17 protein-coding genes, 1 tRNA gene and 1 riboswitch are annotated in these 15,509 nt (G+C 70.4%); of the genes, 6 read left to right on the forward strand and 12 right to left on the reverse strand.

Annotated features, from left to right (window positions below):
* Positions 1–62: 62 nt before the first annotated feature.
* The 5 genes from P3G67_RS27485 to P3G67_RS27505 all read right to left on the reverse strand — a co-directional run bounded on the left by P3G67_RS27485 (position 63) and on the right by P3G67_RS27505 (position 4,367).
* The gene (locus P3G67_RS27485; RefSeq protein WP_276095901.1) at positions 63–803 is read right to left on the reverse strand and encodes a YidC/Oxa1 family membrane protein insertase; all 741 of its coding nucleotides are present in this window, start codon (positions 801–803) and stop codon (positions 63–65) included.
* 191 nt (positions 804–994) lie between these two features.
* Positions 995–1,300, reverse strand: coding sequence for a DUF6412 domain-containing protein (locus tag P3G67_RS27490; RefSeq protein WP_269857735.1), 306 nt, complete (start codon positions 1,298–1,300; stop codon positions 995–997).
* Positions 1,301–1,321: 21 nt separating this feature from the next.
* Positions 1,322–2,812, reverse strand: coding sequence for a sodium:solute symporter family protein (locus P3G67_RS27495; RefSeq protein ID WP_276095902.1), 1,491 nt, complete (start codon positions 2,810–2,812; stop codon positions 1,322–1,324).
* Positions 2,809–3,015, reverse strand: a complete 207-nt coding sequence (locus tag P3G67_RS27500; protein WP_276095903.1) for a DUF3311 domain-containing protein — start codon at positions 3,013–3,015, stop codon at positions 2,809–2,811. Before P3G67_RS27500 ends, P3G67_RS27495 begins: the two co-directional genes overlap by 4 nt.
* A 47-nt stretch (positions 3,016–3,062) precedes the next feature.
* The gene (locus tag P3G67_RS27505) at positions 3,063–4,367 is read right to left on the reverse strand and encodes a DUF445 domain-containing protein (protein ID WP_276095961.1); all 1,305 of its coding nucleotides are present in this window, start codon (positions 4,365–4,367) and stop codon (positions 3,063–3,065) included.
* Positions 4,368–4,537: 170 nt separating this feature from the next.
* Between P3G67_RS27505 and P3G67_RS27510 the strand changes: the two genes are divergently transcribed.
* Positions 4,538–5,851 carry an SGNH/GDSL hydrolase family protein gene (locus P3G67_RS27510; RefSeq protein ID WP_276095904.1) on the forward strand — a complete coding sequence of 438 codons (1,314 nt, stop codon included), beginning with the start codon at positions 4,538–4,540 and terminating at the stop codon, positions 5,849–5,851.
* 94 nt (positions 5,852–5,945) lie between these two features.
* Here P3G67_RS27510 and P3G67_RS27515 read toward each other — a convergent pair whose 3' ends face one another.
* The 3 genes from P3G67_RS27515 to P3G67_RS27525 form a co-directional block, all read right to left on the reverse strand.
* Positions 5,946–6,923, reverse strand: a complete 978-nt coding sequence (locus tag P3G67_RS27515; RefSeq protein WP_276095905.1) for an ABC transporter ATP-binding protein — start codon at positions 6,921–6,923, stop codon at positions 5,946–5,948.
* Positions 6,924–6,926: 3 nt separating this feature from the next.
* Complete coding sequence (locus P3G67_RS27520) at positions 6,927–7,691, reverse strand: ABC transporter permease (protein ID WP_269857791.1); 765 nt, start codon at positions 7,689–7,691, stop codon at positions 6,927–6,929.
* Between the two features lie 85 nt (positions 7,692–7,776).
* Positions 7,777–8,595 (reverse strand): ABC transporter permease, encoded by an 819-nt coding sequence (locus P3G67_RS27525; RefSeq protein ID WP_276095962.1) that lies wholly within the window; start codon positions 8,593–8,595, stop codon positions 7,777–7,779.
* A 272-nt stretch (positions 8,596–8,867) separates the two neighbouring features.
* On the opposite strand from P3G67_RS27525, the gene P3G67_RS27530 reads away from it, so the two are divergent.
* Positions 8,868–11,267 carry a transglycosylase domain-containing protein gene (locus tag P3G67_RS27530; RefSeq protein WP_276095906.1) on the forward strand — a complete coding sequence of 800 codons (2,400 nt, stop codon included), beginning with the start codon at positions 8,868–8,870 and terminating at the stop codon, positions 11,265–11,267.
* Between the two features lie 4 nt (positions 11,268–11,271).
* Here the strand turns inward: P3G67_RS27530 and P3G67_RS27535 are convergent, their stop codons facing one another.
* From P3G67_RS27535 to P3G67_RS27545, 3 genes are all read right to left on the reverse strand, one after another.
* A complete protein-coding gene (locus tag P3G67_RS27535; RefSeq protein ID WP_269857728.1) occupies positions 11,272–11,592 on the reverse strand; it encodes a DMT family transporter in 321 nt (106 codons plus the stop codon).
* A 31-nt stretch (positions 11,593–11,623) separates the two neighbouring features.
* Positions 11,624–11,688: riboswitch (guanidine-III (ykkC-III) riboswitch) on the reverse strand.
* Positions 11,689–11,742: 54 nt separating this feature from the next.
* Positions 11,743–12,045 carry a GroES family chaperonin gene (locus P3G67_RS27540; RefSeq protein WP_269857790.1) on the reverse strand — a complete coding sequence of 101 codons (303 nt, stop codon included), beginning with the start codon at positions 12,043–12,045 and terminating at the stop codon, positions 11,743–11,745.
* A gap of 161 nt (positions 12,046–12,206) precedes the next feature.
* Positions 12,207–12,536, reverse strand: a complete 330-nt coding sequence (locus P3G67_RS27545; protein WP_276095907.1) for a DUF3618 domain-containing protein — start codon at positions 12,534–12,536, stop codon at positions 12,207–12,209.
* A 144-nt stretch (positions 12,537–12,680) separates the two neighbouring features.
* Between P3G67_RS27545 and bcp the strand changes: the two genes are divergently transcribed.
* The 4 genes from bcp to P3G67_RS27565 all read left to right on the forward strand — a co-directional run bounded on the left by bcp (position 12,681) and on the right by P3G67_RS27565 (position 14,860).
* Positions 12,681–13,148, forward strand: coding sequence for a thioredoxin-dependent thiol peroxidase (gene bcp / locus P3G67_RS27550; protein WP_276095908.1), 468 nt, complete (start codon positions 12,681–12,683; stop codon positions 13,146–13,148).
* 124 nt (positions 13,149–13,272) lie between these two features.
* The gene (locus P3G67_RS27555; RefSeq protein ID WP_276095909.1) at positions 13,273–13,899 is read left to right on the forward strand and encodes an HNH endonuclease signature motif containing protein; all 627 of its coding nucleotides are present in this window, start codon (positions 13,273–13,275) and stop codon (positions 13,897–13,899) included.
* A 141-nt stretch (positions 13,900–14,040) separates the two neighbouring features.
* Complete coding sequence (locus P3G67_RS27560; RefSeq protein ID WP_276095910.1) at positions 14,041–14,808, forward strand: HNH endonuclease; 768 nt, start codon at positions 14,041–14,043, stop codon at positions 14,806–14,808.
* Positions 14,787–14,860 (forward strand) — tRNA-Leu (locus P3G67_RS27565). The genes P3G67_RS27560 and P3G67_RS27565 overlap by 22 nt, the downstream gene beginning before the upstream one ends.
* Before the next feature lie 40 nt (positions 14,861–14,900).
* Here the strand turns inward: P3G67_RS27565 and rdgB are convergent.
* Positions 14,901–15,503 carry an RdgB/HAM1 family non-canonical purine NTP pyrophosphatase gene (gene rdgB / locus P3G67_RS27570; RefSeq protein ID WP_276095911.1) on the reverse strand — a complete coding sequence of 201 codons (603 nt, stop codon included), beginning with the start codon at positions 15,501–15,503 and terminating at the stop codon, positions 14,901–14,903.
* Positions 15,504–15,509 lie beyond the last annotated feature (6 nt).

Raw genomic sequence — 15,509 nt, forward strand, 5'->3', positions numbered from 1 at the left:
GGACGGTCATCGGATGACTTGTCCGATCCTCCAATCGCGACCGCCCACTCCGCAAGACCGGCTCACTTCGTGGACGCCACGGTGCCGGGCGCCGGGACGGCCTCGTTCGGCGTCCGGTGCAGCAGTGCCCGCTCCACGGCGGTCCAGGTCGTGGTGGTCGCCAGGTAGAGCCCGGTGGCGAGCGGGAGGAGGGCCGCGGTGATGAGCGTGCCGAAGGACAGCAGCGGAAGGAACTTCGCGAGTCCGGCCGCGCCCGGTGCGTCCGGTAGCGGGGCGGCCTGCGCGGCCGTCCCGCGGGCACGCCGGTACGTCCAGGCCGCGACCGCGGCGATCACCGCGAAGACGGCGAGATAGACCAACCCCTGCGGCCCGCACACCCCACCGGCGCGAACCGCGTCCAGCCAGTGGCCGCCGAGCGGTGCGCCCGCCAGGGCGTGCTGGCGGAGTGCGCCGCCGCTGCCCGAGAACAGGTGGTACATCACGGCGAAGACCGGGAGTTGGAGCAGCGACGGCAGACAACCGGTGATGGGCGACACTCCCTCCTTCGCGTACAGCTCGGTCACCGCCTGCCGCATGCGCTGCGGGTCGCCCTTGTACCTGGCGTTCAGCTCCGCGACACGCGGCGCCAACCGGGTGCGGACCCGCTCACCGCGTGCGGCGGCCCGCGCCAGCGGGTGGAGCGCGAGGCGTACGCACAGGGTGAACGCGACGATCGCGGCGGCCATCGCCGAATCGCCGGCCAGCGGCGCCAAGCCGTCGGCGAGTTGGGAGAGCAGTGCGGTAAGTGGGGTGAAAACGGGCATGGTTGAGCTCCACGGGATCGTCCTGGCGGGATCTGGAATCCGGCAGGGGACGGTCCGTGCAGCGCTTTCCGTGCGGTCACGCGATGGGGTTGCGGTCGGTGCGGAACCGCCGCGGCGGTGAGCAACCGCGAGGGCGTGACCCGGCGGTGCCGAACCCGGTGCGGCCGACCGCCGAATCCACCGGAGAGGCGCTACGTGGCCGTCCCGCGGAGACGGCCTGGCGCTCGGGGGCGGGGGCGGCCCGACGCGTCCGGGTCGCGTTGCGGGAGGAAGGCCGTGCGGCGTTCACGGTCGCGGATGGCGGTGCGTATTCGGCCCGGTGGTACCGGCCGTGCCGCCACCGCGTCGACGAAGGCACGGCACAGCAGCACCGCCGCGGCGGTGGCCGCCACGGCCGCGACCGCGGTCGTCAGCTGGGCGTGGGTCAGCAACAACCCGGCCAGCAGCAGGATCAGCGTGCCGAGGTAGGCGCGCAGCGCGTCAACACCACGGAACATCTCAGCACCCCCTCCCTGCCTTCAGATACTAGACCGCTCCGCCGACAACGCCTCCTCGGCCAGCACCTCCTCATCCGGTCGCGGGTCCGCCGGGCGCGGACCCGCGTACGTCACCACCAGCGTGACCAGCGCGTTCAGCCCCAGCGCCAGCAGCCCGGCGTTCACCCCCCACAGCGGATCGCGGTCGGAGAAGACCAGCAGACAGACCACCGTGAACCCGGCCACCAGCCCACTCAGCGCGCCGGCGAGCGTCAACCGGCGCCAGAGCAGCCCGAGCAGCACCATCGGCACCAGCTGCGCCATGCCCTCGTAGGAGATCAGCGACAGCCGCACCAGGGTGTTCGGCGCCTCGTACGTCATCAGCAGCGCCAGTACCCCCGCCGCCACCACGACCAGTTGGGACCACAGCTTCTGCCGGTCCGCCAGCCGCGGCACCGCGCCGAGCACGCTGCGCCCCCACATCGTGCCGATGACCAGCATGAACACCGCCATCGGCACGATCGAGGAGAGCGCCGCCGCCACCCCTACCAGGCCCACCAGCCAGCCGGGCAGCGAGTCGACCACCAGCCGGAACAGGGCCAGGTTCGAACCCGCGCCGGTCAGCCCCGGGACCACGAACAGCGCGGCCATGCCCAGCAGTACGGGCACGAACAGCAGCACCTGGTAACACGGCAGCCAGATCGCGTTGCGCCGCAGCACCTCCGCGTCCCGGGCGCCCAGGTAGCCCGCGACGGTGGTCGGGAAGACCGTGATCGTCAGCGAGTTGAGCACCGTGGTGGTGATGAACCAGGTCTGCCCCAGACCGCCGGAGGCGTGCCCGGGGAACGTCAGCCACTGCGCCTTGTGCGCCACCAGCCGGCCGAGCAACTCCCCGTACCCGCCGAAGTAGTGGAACGGCACGTACACCGCCAGGAACCCCAACGTGCCGATGACCAGCGCGTCCTTGAGCACCGACACCCAGGCGCTGCCGCGCAGCCCGCTGACCACCACGAAGCATGTGGTCACCAGGAAGGCGATGAGATAAGCCCAGTTGAGGCTGATCGCCCCGTGCGAGATGGTGGCGACCACCACCCCCATGCCGGTGATCTGGAGCTGGATGTACGGCAGCAGGCAGACCGTGGCCAGCACCGCGACCGCCGCGCCCAGCCAGGGGCTGGCGAACCGGTGCGCGACCAGATCGGTGATCGAGACCAGGCCGTGCCTGCGGGCGTAACTCCACAGCATCGGCCCGACGACGTAGCCCACCGCGTAGCCGCAGGAAAGGTACGCGATGACATAGAGCACCGGTGCGCCGTAGTTGTAACCCCAGCCCGCCGCGCCCAGATAGCTGAAGCTCGTGTAGCTCTCGCCCGCCATCAGCAGCCAGATGAAGAAGGTGCCCATGCTCCGGCCGCCCACCGACCAGTCGGTGAGTCCGCCCGAGGCGCCGCGGCCGCGCACCGCGAGCAGCCCCAGCGCCACCGTGAGCACCATGAAGACCCCGAACACCGAGGTCGCCACCGCCGCGTTCACGACCGCACGCCCTTGTCACCACGGTGCGCCAGCCATACCGCCAGCGGCGTCACGGCGGTCGCCAGCAGCATCCAGAAGAACAGGAACGGAATGCCCAGCACCACGGGGTGGACCCGGTTCACCAGCGGTAGGGCCGCCAGGAAGAACACATACGGAACGAGCAGCCAGAGAAGTGAACGGCGGCGTTTGAGTGGTGTTGACACTCATTGACCCTAGCGTGGCCGCCGCACGGACTCGCTGGCCTTACCGGTCAACCGCCCGCCACCCTCGACACGGTGTAGATCAGCAGGCCCGCCAGGGCGCCCACCACCGTGCCGTTGATGCGGATGAACTGGAGGTCGCGGCCGACATGCGCCTCGATCTTGCGGGAGGTCTGTTCGGCGTCCCAACTCGCCACGGTTTCGGTGATCAACGCGGTGATCTCGTCCCGGTAGGTGGTCACCACATACGTCGCCGCGTCCTCCAGCCAGCCGTCCACCTTCGCCTGGAGGCGCCGGTCGGACGCCATCCGGGCGCCCAGGGACAGCAGTGACGCCCTTGTGCGCAACCGCAGTTCACTGCGCTCGTCGGCGGCGGCCGCGACCACCATCGACCGCACCGCGTTCCACGTCGACTCGATCAGATCCTGCACCTCGCCGCGCGCCAGCAGGTCACGCTTCAGCCGCTCCACCCGCTCCCGGGTGTCCGGGTCGGACTGCAACTCCCGCGCGAAGTCCGACAGGAAGCGGTCAAGCGCACCCCGCGCCGGATGGTCCGGCATGTCCCGCATCTCACCGACGAAGCGCAGCAGTTCCTTGTAGACCCGCTCGCCGACCCGCCGGTCCACGAAGCGCGGCGTCCAGCCGGGCGCCCCGTTCTGCACCGCGTCCATCACCGAGTCGCCGTGCAAGACCAGCCAGTCGTGGGCCCTTACGCACACCAGGTCCACCACCCGCCGGTGGCCGCCCTCGCCGACCACCCGCTCCAGCATCCGGCCCAGGCCCGGCGCCACGTCCATGGCGTCCGCCCGGCGGGTGACCGCCTCGCCGACCACCGCCTGCACGTCGGAGTCCCGCAGCACCCGCAGCGCACCGCGCAGCGCGGCCGCCGCCTGCTCGGTGACCCGGTCGGCGTGCTCCGGATCGGCCAGCCAGCCGCCCAGCCGGGAGCCGATGCCGACCGCCCTGAGTCTGGTCCGCACCACCTGCTCGGACAGGAAGTTCTCACCGACGAAGTCGCCCAGCGAGCGGCCCAGGACGTCCTTCTTCGTCGGGATGATCGCGGTGTGCGGAATGGGCAGCCCCAACGGCCGTTTGAACAGCGCCGTCACCGCGAACCAGTCGGCCAGCGCGCCGACCATCCCGGCCTCGGCCGCCGCCGCCACGTATCCCGCCCAGGCGCCGGCCCCAGCGACCTCCGCCCATTTGGCGAGCCCGTACGCCAACGTCGCGACCGCCAGGAAGCCGGTCGCGACCAGCTTCATCCTGCGGACGCCCCGCCGTCGCTCCTCGTCCGCGGGACTGTACGAGAACCCGCCACCGGGCCGCCCCGCAGCGGTCTTCGCCACCACATCCATCCGTTCCACCCCGTGATTGTCTCCGTCACATCCGTCTGAGGAACGATCGGCAGGTTCCCGTCGTCTCTACGGGCGGCACCCGCGGTTCGGCGCGGAGTTCCGGAGCGCCCCATATGATCATGGGGCGCGGCGCGCGGTACCGCCGCCCAAGGACCGAGGAGAAGCACCGCGTGACCAGGAAGTCCGGTTATGCCCTGCTGGCCACGCTGGCGTCGGTGGTGGCCGTGGTGTGCGCCGCGATATTCGTGAGCGTCGGCGGCACGCACACCGATGACACGACGACGGCGCCCCGGCCCCAGTCGACCGCGGCCGCCCAGGCCGCCGCCGGAGCCTGGGTGGGCACATGGGCCACCGCACCCGCCGCCGCGGAGCCGAACACCCCGCACGGCTACCCCGACATGTCGATCCGGAACGTGCTGCACACCAGTGTGGGCGGCACCGCCGCCCGGGTGCAGTTGTCCAACCTGTTCGGCAGCGCGCCGCTCGTCCTGACGCACACCACGCTGGCGGTCGCGGACGGCACCGGCGGGCCCGACGCGCTGCCCGGCACACTGGCCGCGCTGTCCTTCGGGGGGCGTGCCGCGGTGACGGTGCCGGTGGGCGAGAGCGTGCTCAGCGATCCGGTGCGGCTGCGGGTACCGGCCGCGGCCGACCTGCTGGTCACCACCTTCAGCCCCTACGCCTCCGGCGCCGTCACCTACCACCCGCACGCCCGTCAGACGTCCTACCTGGCGCAGGGTGACCACACGGCCGACCCCGACGGGACCGCCTTCACCGAGCAGAGCCCGTACTGGCGCTACGTGACCGCGGTCGACGTGTGGACCGACCAGGCCAAGGGCGCGGTCGTCGCCCTCGGCGACTCCATCACGGACGGCTTCACCTCCACCGTCGGCGCCAACCACCGCTGGACCGACTACCTCGCCGAGCGGCTCGACGGCAGCCCGCAGGGGCCGCGGCTGGGCGTGCTCAACGAGGGCATCAGCGGCAACCGGGTGCTGCTGGACGCCCCGCCGAACCTTGCGGGCAACGGCCCCAGCGCGCTGCAGCGGGTCAACCGTGACGCGCTGTCCAGGACCGGCGCCAAGACGCTCATCGTCGAACTCGGCATCAACGACATCATCCTGTCGCCGCACCAGAGCGACGCGAACGCCATCGTCGCGGGGCTGCAGGAGATCACCCGCGAGGCACACGCGCACGGCATCCGGGTGGTCGGCGGGACGCTGACGCCGTTCGAGGGCGAACGCGGTTACCAGCCGCAGTTCGACGCCGTCCGGGAACAGGTCAACGCGGCGATCCGCGCCGGCCGGATCTTCGACGGCGTGGTCGACTTCGATCTGGCACTGCGCGACCCGCAGCACCCGACCCGGCTGCGCCCGGTGTACGACTCGGGCGACCATCTGCACCCCAACGACGCGGGCTACCAGGCCATGGCCGACGCGGTCGACCTGTCCACGCTGCTGGGCTCCGCCCCGGCCACCGTGTGACGGGCGCTCCGCCCGGCGGTTGGCCGGCACCGCCGGTCCGCGCCGTCGCGGTCGCGCCGACGCCGCTGCGGAATGCCTCCCGCTCAGCGGGAGGTCACCCGGGAAGCCGCGAAGCCTCATCCCGGCCCCCGTACATCCTCGCGATGACGTCCTCGATGGCGGGCTCGCGGATCGAGAGGTCCACCAGGGGGTAGCGGGCGGCCAGTTCGGCCACGAGGGGGGCCGCGCTGGCGGCGGCCGGGAAGGCCAGCCACTGGCGGGGGCCCTCGGTGCGGACGGCGCGGGCGCCGCCGATGTTCACCGGGGGCAGTTCGCGCTCGAAGTCGACCACCAGGGTGCGTTCGCTCTCCCCCACCGCGTGCAGGCCGTCGAGGCCGCCGTCGTAGACCAGCCGCCCGTGGTCGATGACCATCACGCGCCGGCACAGCTGCTCGATGTCGGTGAGGTCATGCGTGGTCAGCAGCACGGTGGTGGCGCGCTCGGTGTTGACCTGGCGCAGGAACTCGCGGACCTTGGCCTTGCTGACCACGTCAAGGCCGATGGTGGGCTCGTCGAGGTAGAGCACCTCGGGGTCGTGCAGCAGCGCCGCGGCGATGTCGGCGCGCATCCGCTGGCCGAGGGAGAGTTGGCGTACCGGAACGTCCAACAGCGCGGCCAGATCGAGGAGTTCGACGCAGGCCTCCAGGTTGGCGGTGTAACGGTCGCGTGCGATCCGGTAGATGCGCCGGACGAGTTCGTAGGAGTCGCGCAGCGGCAGGTCCCACCACAAGGTGGTGCGCTGCCCGAAGACCACGCCGATGCGGCGGGCCAGCCGGGTGCGTTCGCGGGACGGGTCGACGCCCGCGACGCTCAGCCGCCCACCGCTGGGCACGAGGATCCCGGTGAGCATCTTGATCGTGGTGGACTTCCCCGCGCCGTTGGGCCCGATGTAGCCGACCATCTCACCGCGCGCCACCTCGAAGCTCAGCCCGTCCACGGCACGCACCGTGCGGCGTTCGCGGCGCAGCAGCCCGGCTCTGCGGCGCACCTCGAACTCCTTGCGCACCCCGTCGAGTTGGATCAACGCGTCCATCGCTCAGCTCCCCGTCGATCGGTAGGACCGCAGTCCGGTCCGCCAGGCGAAGCCGGCCAGCGCGCACGTCGCCAGCGCCACCAGCGGCGAGCAGAAGTCCACCCAGCCGGGCAGCCGCAGCGGATTGCCCCGGCCCAGGATGTGCAGTGCGGGCATCCAGTTGACGAAGGCGAGCGGCACGACGAAGGTGGCGCCGCGCACCAGGTCCTTGGCGAACACCGTCGGCGGGTACTGGGTGAGCGCGTTTCCACCGTAGGTGAACGAATTCTGCACCTCCGCCGCGTCGTTGGCCCAGAACTGGAAGGCGGCGCCGATGGTGTAGACGGCGGCGAAGATCGCGGCACCGCTGACCAGCATCACCGGGACGAGCAGCACGTCGACCGCCGTCCACGCCACGTCGATCCGGGTCATCGACCAGCCGAGCACCACCGCCGCCTGGGTGAGCCGGCCGAGCCGGCGCAGCGCGAAGCGGTCCGCGGTGGCCTGGGCGTAGACCGGGACCGGGCGCACCAGCAGGGTGTCCATCGTGCCGTCCCGCACCCGCCGCCCGAGCTGGTCCAGGTTGCCGACCACCAGGTCGGCCAGGCCCAGGGCGACGCCCGAACTCCCGTACAGGAACGCCGTTTCGGTGAGCGTGAAGCCGCCGAGCACCCTGGTGTGGCCGAAGATGATCGCCACCGCCGCGAAGTCCAGCGCGGTCATGGCGAAGTTGCCGACCGCCATCAGGACGAAGGAGGTGCGGTAGACCATCGTCGAGCGGATCCACATCCCCGCGATCAGCAGGTACGCGCGCAGCCCGTCGATCGCCACGGCGGTCCGCCCCCGGCGTTCGAAACCGGCCAGCCGTCCGGCGTCAGCCACCCTGCACCACCACCTTGCGGGTCGCCACCGACTGCACCAACTGCCCGGCGCCCAGCAGCACCACCGCCCACCCCGCCTGGAACGCCAGCGCCCACAGCACCCCGCTGCCGCGGTGCCGGCCGAGGAAGACGTCGGCCGGCACCTGGAGCTGGGCGGACCACGGCAGCGCCCGGGCCAGCGTGCCGAGCCAGCCCGGGAAGACGGTCAGCGGCAGCACCATCCCGGAGAAGAACGTCGCCAGCAGGGCGGCCATCAGCAGCACTCCCGCGCCGTCCAGCAGCCAGAAGCTGGTGAGCGCCACCAGGTAGCGGATGGCGAAGCTGACCACCACACCGAGCGCGACGGAGACCAGGAAACAGCCCCATGCCGCCACCCCGGAGGGCCAGGCGAGCCGGAACACCAGCGAGGCGGCGGCCATCGGCAGCACGCCCCGCCCGACCAGGTGGAAGGCCGCCCGGCCGAGGTCGGTGGCCAGCCACCACAGTTGCAGGTTCACTGGACGGTACAGGTCGATGGCGACGTCACCGGACCTGATGCGCTCCACGAGTTCGGACTCGTTCCCGCCGCCGAGCAGCGCGGTGGCCATCAGCAGCCCCTGCCCGAGCCAGACGAAGGTCACCGCCTGCGGCAGGTCGTAGCCGCCCAACCGGGGCCGTACGCTCCACAGCGCGGTGTAGGTGTAGGCGACGACGAAGCCGAAGACGGTGTTGGTGAACACCCCGGCCAGGGTGGCCACCCGGTAGGTCGCGTAGCGGCGGAAGCCGCGCACCGCGACCGCCGCGTACAACCGCGCGCCCCCACGCACCCCCATCGCCCGCTCCTCGGCCACTACCGGTTCGACCACCCGCGATCCGCCGCGCGGCGGAAATTCCGCAGTGTACGGGCGCAGATCGAACCGCTGCCACAGGTTTTGTCATCCGTTCCAGTGGAACGACACAGCCGTTCGGGCCGTGGGACGGTCGTCAGGGTGCGCCCGCCGTGGGCGGGGTACCCGATGGTGCGAGAGTGTCCCGCGGGACATCGCCTTTCCGCCGCGTCGCGCCGCGGCACAACCCCCACGGCGGCCGAGGAGTCCGTACAGACATGAGCGACGAGCAGCCGGAGCGTCAGGGACGCGGCATGGGGGACGGGGCGGCGCGCCCCCAGCGGTCCGGTTGGCGGCGTCTCGTCCCCACCTGGCGCTTCACGCTCGGTGCGGTGCTGGTGTTCCTGATCGCGGTGTGCGGCGCGTTCATCGCCGGGTACCTGCTGGTGCGGATTCCGGCCGCGAACACCATGGCGACCGCGCAGAGCAACGTCCTCCTCTACTCGGACGGCAAGACCGAACTGGCCCGCAGCGGCACGGTCAACCGGGAGGAGATCCCGCTCAGCCAGGTGCCGCGCAGCACCCAGCACGCGGTGCTGGCCGCCGAGGACCGCGGCTTCTACCACGAGTCGGCGGTCGACCCGCAGGCGATGGTGCGGGCCGCCTGGAACACCGTCAGCGGCAAGGGCACCCAGTCCGGTTCCACCATCACCCAGCAGTACGTGAAGAACTACTACCTCAACCAGGCACAGACGGTCAGCCGGAAGGTCAAGGAGTTCTTCATCGCGATCAAACTCGATCGCGAGCAGTCCAAGGACGAGATCCTCGAAGGCTACCTGAACACCAGTTACTTCGGCCGCAACGCCTACGGCATCCAGGCCGCCGCCCAGGCGTACTACGGCAAGGACGCCAGCAGACTGAGCACCGCCGAGGGCGCCTACCTGGCCTCACTGCTCAACGCGCCCAGCGCCTTCGACGTGGTAGCCGACCCGCAGAACAAGGACCGGGCGGTGGCCCGCTGGAACTACGTGCTGGACGGCATGGTCAAGGAGCACTGGCTGACCCAGTCGGAACGGGCGAGGATGTCCTTCCCGACACCCGGCAAGGTCAAGGCCAGCTCCGGTCTCTCCGGGCAGCGCGGCTACCTGGTGGAGGCGGTGAAGAACTACCTCACCGAGAACAAGATCCTCGACGAGCAGACGCTGGCCTCGGGCGGCTACCGGATCACCACCACCATCGACAAGGGCAAGGAGGACGCCCTGGTCAAGGCCGCCCAGGACCAACTCATCGGCAAACTGGACCCGTCCGCCAACCCCACCGACAAGTACGTACGGGCCGGCGGCGTCTCCGTCGACCCGGCCACCGGCGACGTGGTGGCGATGTACGGCGGCCTCGACTTCACCAAGCAGTACGTCAACAACGCGACCCGACGCGACTACCAAGTGGGCTCCACCTTCAAGCCGTTCGTGTTCGCATCGGCGGTGCAGAACAACTCCACCACCCAGGACGGCCAGCAGATCACCCCGAACACCGTCTACGACGGCACCAACCACCGCCCGGTGCAGGGGCCGGACGGCCCGGTGAACTACGCGCCCGCGAACGAGGACGACGTCGACTACGGGGAGATCAACGTCTCCACCGCGACCAACAAGTCGGTCAACGCCGTCTACGCGCAGATGGCCGAGGACGTCGGCCCGGACAAGGTGAAGGCCACCGCCACAAGCCTCGGACTCCCGTCCACCACACCGGACTTGAGCGCGTACCCGTCCATCGCGCTGGGCGTGGCCACCGCCAGCCCACTGGACATGGCGCAGGCGTACGCGACGCTGGACAACCACGGCACGTACATCCCCTACACACTGGTGCGCAATGTGGTCAAGGGCGGCAACCCGGTGCCGCTGCCGGGCCGCGACCACCGCCAGGCGGTCCCCCGGGAGGCCGCCGACACCACCACCTCCATGCTGCAGAACGTGGTCAACGCCCCCGACGGCACCGGCACCGCCGCGCAGGCATCAGGGGTGCCCTCCGCGGGCAAGACCGGTACCGCGGAGGAGGACAAGGCCGCCTGGTTCGCGGGCTACACCCCGAAACTCGTCACCGTGGTCGCCGTCATGGGCCAGAACTCCGACACCGGGCAGCAGATGAAGCTCTACGGAGCCACCGGCCTGGACCGGGTCAACGGCGGCGGCTTCCCGGCACAGATCTGGGCGCAGTACACCGCGGCGGCCGAACACGGCGACTCCGTACCGGACTTCGACCTGCAACTGCAAAGCGGCGCCAGCCCGTCACCCAGCGACTCGCCGCCGGACTCCAGCGCCCCACCCCAGGAGAGCAGCTCACCGCCCGACAGCGGGCCGCCGGACAGCAGCCCGCCGGACTCCCCGCCCCCCTCACCGCCGCAGATGAGCCCCGTCACCGGCGGCCTCAACGGCGGCGTCGACCAGGGCACCAGCGGCGTCCCGGACGGCGGCACGGGCAACGGCGGCCCCAGCGGCGGCACGGGCAGCCCCAGCTCCGGCGGTACGTCGACGGGCGCGGCGGGCGGCACGTCGGCCGGCACCTCGGACGGCGCGGGATCCGGCGGCTCAGGACCGGGCGCGGCCGGGGGCGGCACGAGCGGGACACCGAGCGGCGGGCCGGGAGCGACCAGTGGGCCGCCGGGGACCTTCACGCCGTAGCCGCTCAGTGACCGGACGTGGCCTCCAGGCCCAGTACGGCGACGACCAGCAGGCAGACGAAGAGGATCCGGGCAGGGGTGACCGGCTCGTGGAACAGCACCATGCCCAGCACCGCGGTGCCCACCGCGCCTATGCCCACCCAGACCCCGTAGGCGGTGCCGATCGGCAGCCGGCGCACCGCGAGCGAGAGCAGGACCATGCTCAGCACGATCCCGGCCACCGTGCACAGGCTCGGCCACAGCCGGGTGAACCCCTCGCTGAACTTCATGCCGATCGACCAGGCGATCTCCAGCAGACCGGCCAACGACAACAGGACCCAGGCCATGACGGCACCTCCGTGGCGGATGTCTCTACGGGGTGCGTCGTCTTTGCGGATCCCGGTACGGCGCGTCTCGTCGGGTACCGCCGACCGTAGCAAAAACGCACGGAAGCGGGCGGTGACCGGGATCACCGCCCGCTTCCCCGCGAAACACCTCTACAGGTACAGGCCCGTGGAGTCCTCCGAGCCCTGGAGCCGCTCAGCGGCCACCGCGTGCAGATCGCGCTCACGCATCAGCACGTACCCCACACCGCGCACCTCGACCTCCGCCCGGTCCTCCGGGTCGAACAGCACCCGGTCACCGACCTCCACGGTCCGTACGTTCTGCCCGACCGCGACCACCTCGGCCCAGGCCAGCCGACGGCCCACGGCCGCCGTCGCCGGGATGAGGATGCCGCCGGACGAGCGGCGCTCACCCTCCGGGATGTCGGTGCGCACCAGCACCCGGTCGTGCAGCATGCGGATGGGCAGCTTGTCGTGCGTACGCGCGTCGTGCGCGGCGCCGCCGTCGAGGGACGTATTCGAGCTCACGGGCACGACGTTACCTGGCGTCCGGGGGATGTCGCTCCCCGGCGCCCGTGATACACCGCTACGTAACGCACAGGACGGGCCAAAGCACGCTACTTACGCTTGCCCTTGCGCTTGGACGACCGACCGGAGAACACCACGGCCAACGCCACCGCCGCGACCGCCACCGGCACGATGCGCTCCATCCGGGGTGCGCCGTCCGCGGAGAACAGCTCGCCGCGAACACTCGTCACCGCCCGGTTCACCGCCACGTAGGCGCGTCCGGCGGTGCGGTCCACCGTCTGACGCACCGAAGCCGACGCGTTGCCGACGATGGTCTTCGGATGCACCCGCACCCCGATCTCGTCCAGCGTCACGGCGAGCTCCTGCCGCCTGCGGACGATGTCCGCCTCGATCTGAGCGGGAGTCCTGCCCTCCGACACCGCGCTGCCTCCGTCACCTAGGCCGATAGAACCGACATTCCTTGCCGATCAGTTTGTCAGCTCCCCTTACGACGCGCCGCTTGGCACCCCGATTAGGCTCGTCGAGTAGCGATAGCGAGCCGCACACGACGAGGAGCCCCAGCCATGAGCGAGCGCCTGACGCCCGGCGACACCGCCCCCGACTTCACCCTGCCGGACGCGGACGGCAACCAGATCTCCCTCGCCGACCGCCGGGGCCGCAAGGTCATCGTCTACTTCTACCCTGCCGCCCTCACCCCCGGCTGCACCAAGCAGGCCTGCGACTTCACCGACAACCTCGACCTGCTCGCGGGCGCCGGGTACGACGTCATCGGCGTCTCCCCCGACCAGCCGGAGAAGCTGGCGAAGTTCCGGGACAAGGAGAGCCTCAAGGTCACCCTGGTCGCCGACCCGGACAAGAAGGTACTGGAGGCGTACGGCGCCTTCGGCGAGAAGAAGCTCTACGGGAAGACGGTGACCGGCGTGATCCGCTCCACCGTCGTCGTGGACGAGCAGGGCAAGGTGGAGCGCGCCCTGTACAACGTCAAGGCGACCGGCCACGTCGCCAAGATCATCAAGGATCTGGGGCTCTGAGCCCCGCTACCGCCCAGCCCCTGGAACTCCGGGGCCTGGGCGGCCCCCGTTCGGCGTAACCGATCAGCGGACTTCTCGTTTACACGTACGAGAACGCGACAAGCGGTCGATCGCAGGGGGGACCATGCCTGCCAGGTATACGCGCGAACTTCTCGCCGAGGCCGTCGCGGCCTCGGAGTCGTTGTCCGAAGCAATCAGAAGGCTGGGCGGCAATCCAACGGACGGGACACGTTCCTACGCCCGCAAACTCATCACCCGATGGGGCATCGACAGCTCCCATTTGGAGCGCGAAGGTGTACGGCACACCGAGCGGAGACTACGCGAAGCCGTCAACCAGTCATCGAGCGTCGTAGAGGTGGTACGCCGACTCGGTATCAATCCGGTCGGCGGCAACCAGGCCCACATCAGCCGCCGCATCGCCGCACTCGGAATCGACACGTCGAACTTCTCGACCGCCAGCCGTGGTTGTGCGAGACGCCAGCAACGGAACTGGCTGATTCTGCGCACCCCGTCGGACGGCCGAGTGCCCGGTGAACGTCTTCGCAAGGCGATGCTGAGCAGCGGCGTCGCGGAAGAATGTGCCATGTGTGGCACAGGCCCTCAGTGGCAGGGCGAACCGCTCCGCCTGGAAGTCGATCACCGCAACGGCGACTGGTGGGACAACCGCCTGGAGAATCTACGGATCCTGTGCCCCAACTGCCATGCTGTTACTGACACTTACCGTGGCCGCAGGCGTAAGGCAGCGACGTGAATGGGCCGCCTGACACCTCGTCCGGGGTACACCCGCGATCGCCTCACCGCCACTGCCACCGAGTCAACCAGCCTCGTTGACATGCTCCGCCGACTTGGCCAGCCCCTGGGTGCCGGTCCGCTGAGGTACTTACGCAAGCGGGTGGACCACTACAACATCGACATCTCGCACTTCCAGGACGAGGCTCTGCCGAACCCCCCTCGCCGCCGCTACACCAAGGAGGCGCTGCAGGACGCCACCAGTCGTTCCAACTCCATCCGCGAAGTCATCGAGTACCTGGGGATACCCCCGTACGACAGCGCGTACAACCACATCGAGCGGAGGCTCGCCCACTTCGGTATCGACACCTCCCACTTCAACCCGGCCAGGCCGCAGGCTCAAGTCATCGATACGGACGAACTACGCGCCATCGTGGCGCAATCGCGCACCTTTGCGGAGGTGCTGCGTGCGCTAGGGCTCCCTAACAGCGGTGCCTCACGTGCGAAGGTGAAGAAGAACCTTATCGCGCAAGGAATACCAACCCATCACTTCGTCGGGCAGGGACACAACCGAGGACGCTCCTCACCCCGGCGCAAGACGGCGACGGAAATCCTGCAACGACTCAGCCCCGGGTCATCGCGCACCAACCGCCGCCTCCTGCACCGTGCCCTCCAGGAGATGGGAGTGCCCTACATATGCGGGAAATGCGGCACCGGCGAAGTCTGGTACGGATACCAGCTTGTGTTGGAGATCGACCACATCAACGGCGACCGGTTGGACAACCGCATGGGCAATCTGCGGTACCTGTGCCCGTCATGCCACAGCCAGACGGCGAGCTTCGCCCGCCGGACCGCGAACATGGTGCCCCCTCACCAGCGGCGGCCACGAACCAGTAGAGTTAGTGCTGAGGGCCCGTACCCCAGCGGCTAGAGGGCGCCGGTTTAGGTCCGGTGTGTCGTGGGTTCAAATCCCACCGGGCCTACCGCCGAAGGCGTGGCCCTGTTGGGGCCACGCCTTTCTTGTCACCCCAGCGCTTCCCGAATCACCGCCACCAGCGCGCGGAACGCCCTTCCCCGGTGGCTGATGGCGTTCTTCTCCTGAGGCGTCAGCTGGGCGCAGGTGCGGGTCTCACCATCGGGCTGCAGGATCGGGTCGTAGCCGAAGCCGCCGTCGCCCTCGGGTGCGTGCCGCAGCGTGCCGTCCAGGCGGCCCTCCACCACGTGCTCGGTGCCGTCCGGCAGGGCCAGGGCGGCGGCGCAGGCGAAGTGGGCGGCGCGGTGTTCGCTGTCGATGTCGGCGAGTTGGGCCAGCAGCAGGTCGAGGTTGGCCCGGTCGTCGCCGTGCCGTCCGGCCCAGCGGGCGGAGAAGCTGCCGGGGGCGCCGCCGAGCACGTCCACGCACAGGCCGGAGTCGTCGGCGATGGCGGGCAGTCCGGTGGCCTGGGCGAGGGCGTGCGCCTTGAGCAACGCGTTCTCGGCGAAGCTGACGCCGGTCTCCTTGGTGTCCGGGACCTCCGGGAAGGCGTCGGCGCCGACCAGTTCCACGTCCAGTCCGGCGTCGGCGAGGATGGCCCGCAGTTCGGAGACCTTGTGGGCGTTGCGGGTGGCGAGCACGAGCCGCTGCATGGTCTG

Source organism: Streptomyces silvisoli, from assembly GCF_029269905.1.
Classification (GTDB): domain Bacteria; phylum Actinomycetota; class Actinomycetes; order Streptomycetales; family Streptomycetaceae; genus Streptantibioticus_A; species Streptantibioticus_A silvisoli_A.

Bases quoted from the DNA above. Each gene is read 5' to 3' on its own strand.
- P3G67_RS27485 (WP_276095901.1), bottom strand. From the start codon at position 803: ATGCCCGTTTTCACCCCACTTACCGCACTGCTCTCCCAACTCGCCGAC.
- P3G67_RS27490 (WP_269857735.1), bottom strand. From the start codon at position 1,300: ATGTTCCGTGGTGTTGACGCGCTGCGCGCCTACCTCGGCACGCTGATC.
- P3G67_RS27505 (WP_276095961.1), bottom strand. From the start codon at position 4,367: ATGGATGTGGTGGCGAAGACCGCTGCGGGGCGGCCCGGTGGCGGGTTC.
- P3G67_RS27515 (WP_276095905.1), bottom strand. From the start codon at position 6,923: ATGGACGCGTTGATCCAACTCGACGGGGTGCGCAAGGAGTTCGAGGTG.
- P3G67_RS27520 (WP_269857791.1), bottom strand. From the start codon at position 7,691: ATGTGGATCCGCTCGACGATGGTCTACCGCACCTCCTTCGTCCTGATG.
- P3G67_RS27525 (WP_276095962.1), bottom strand. From the start codon at position 8,595: ATGGGGGTGCGTGGGGGCGCGCGGTTGTACGCGGCGGTCGCGGTGCGC.
- P3G67_RS27530 (WP_276095906.1), top strand. From the start codon at position 8,868: ATGAGCGACGAGCAGCCGGAGCGTCAGGGACGCGGCATGGGGGACGGG.
- P3G67_RS27535 (WP_269857728.1), bottom strand. From the start codon at position 11,592: ATGGCCTGGGTCCTGTTGTCGTTGGCCGGTCTGCTGGAGATCGCCTGG.
- P3G67_RS27540 (WP_269857790.1), bottom strand. From the start codon at position 12,045: ATGCTGCACGACCGGGTGCTGGTGCGCACCGACATCCCGGAGGGTGAG.
- bcp (WP_276095908.1), top strand. From the start codon at position 12,681: ATGAGCGAGCGCCTGACGCCCGGCGACACCGCCCCCGACTTCACCCTG.
- P3G67_RS27555 (WP_276095909.1), top strand. From the start codon at position 13,273: ATGCCTGCCAGGTATACGCGCGAACTTCTCGCCGAGGCCGTCGCGGCC.
- rdgB (WP_276095911.1), bottom strand. From the start codon at position 15,503: ATGCAGCGGCTCGTGCTCGCCACCCGCAACGCCCACAAGGTCTCCGAA.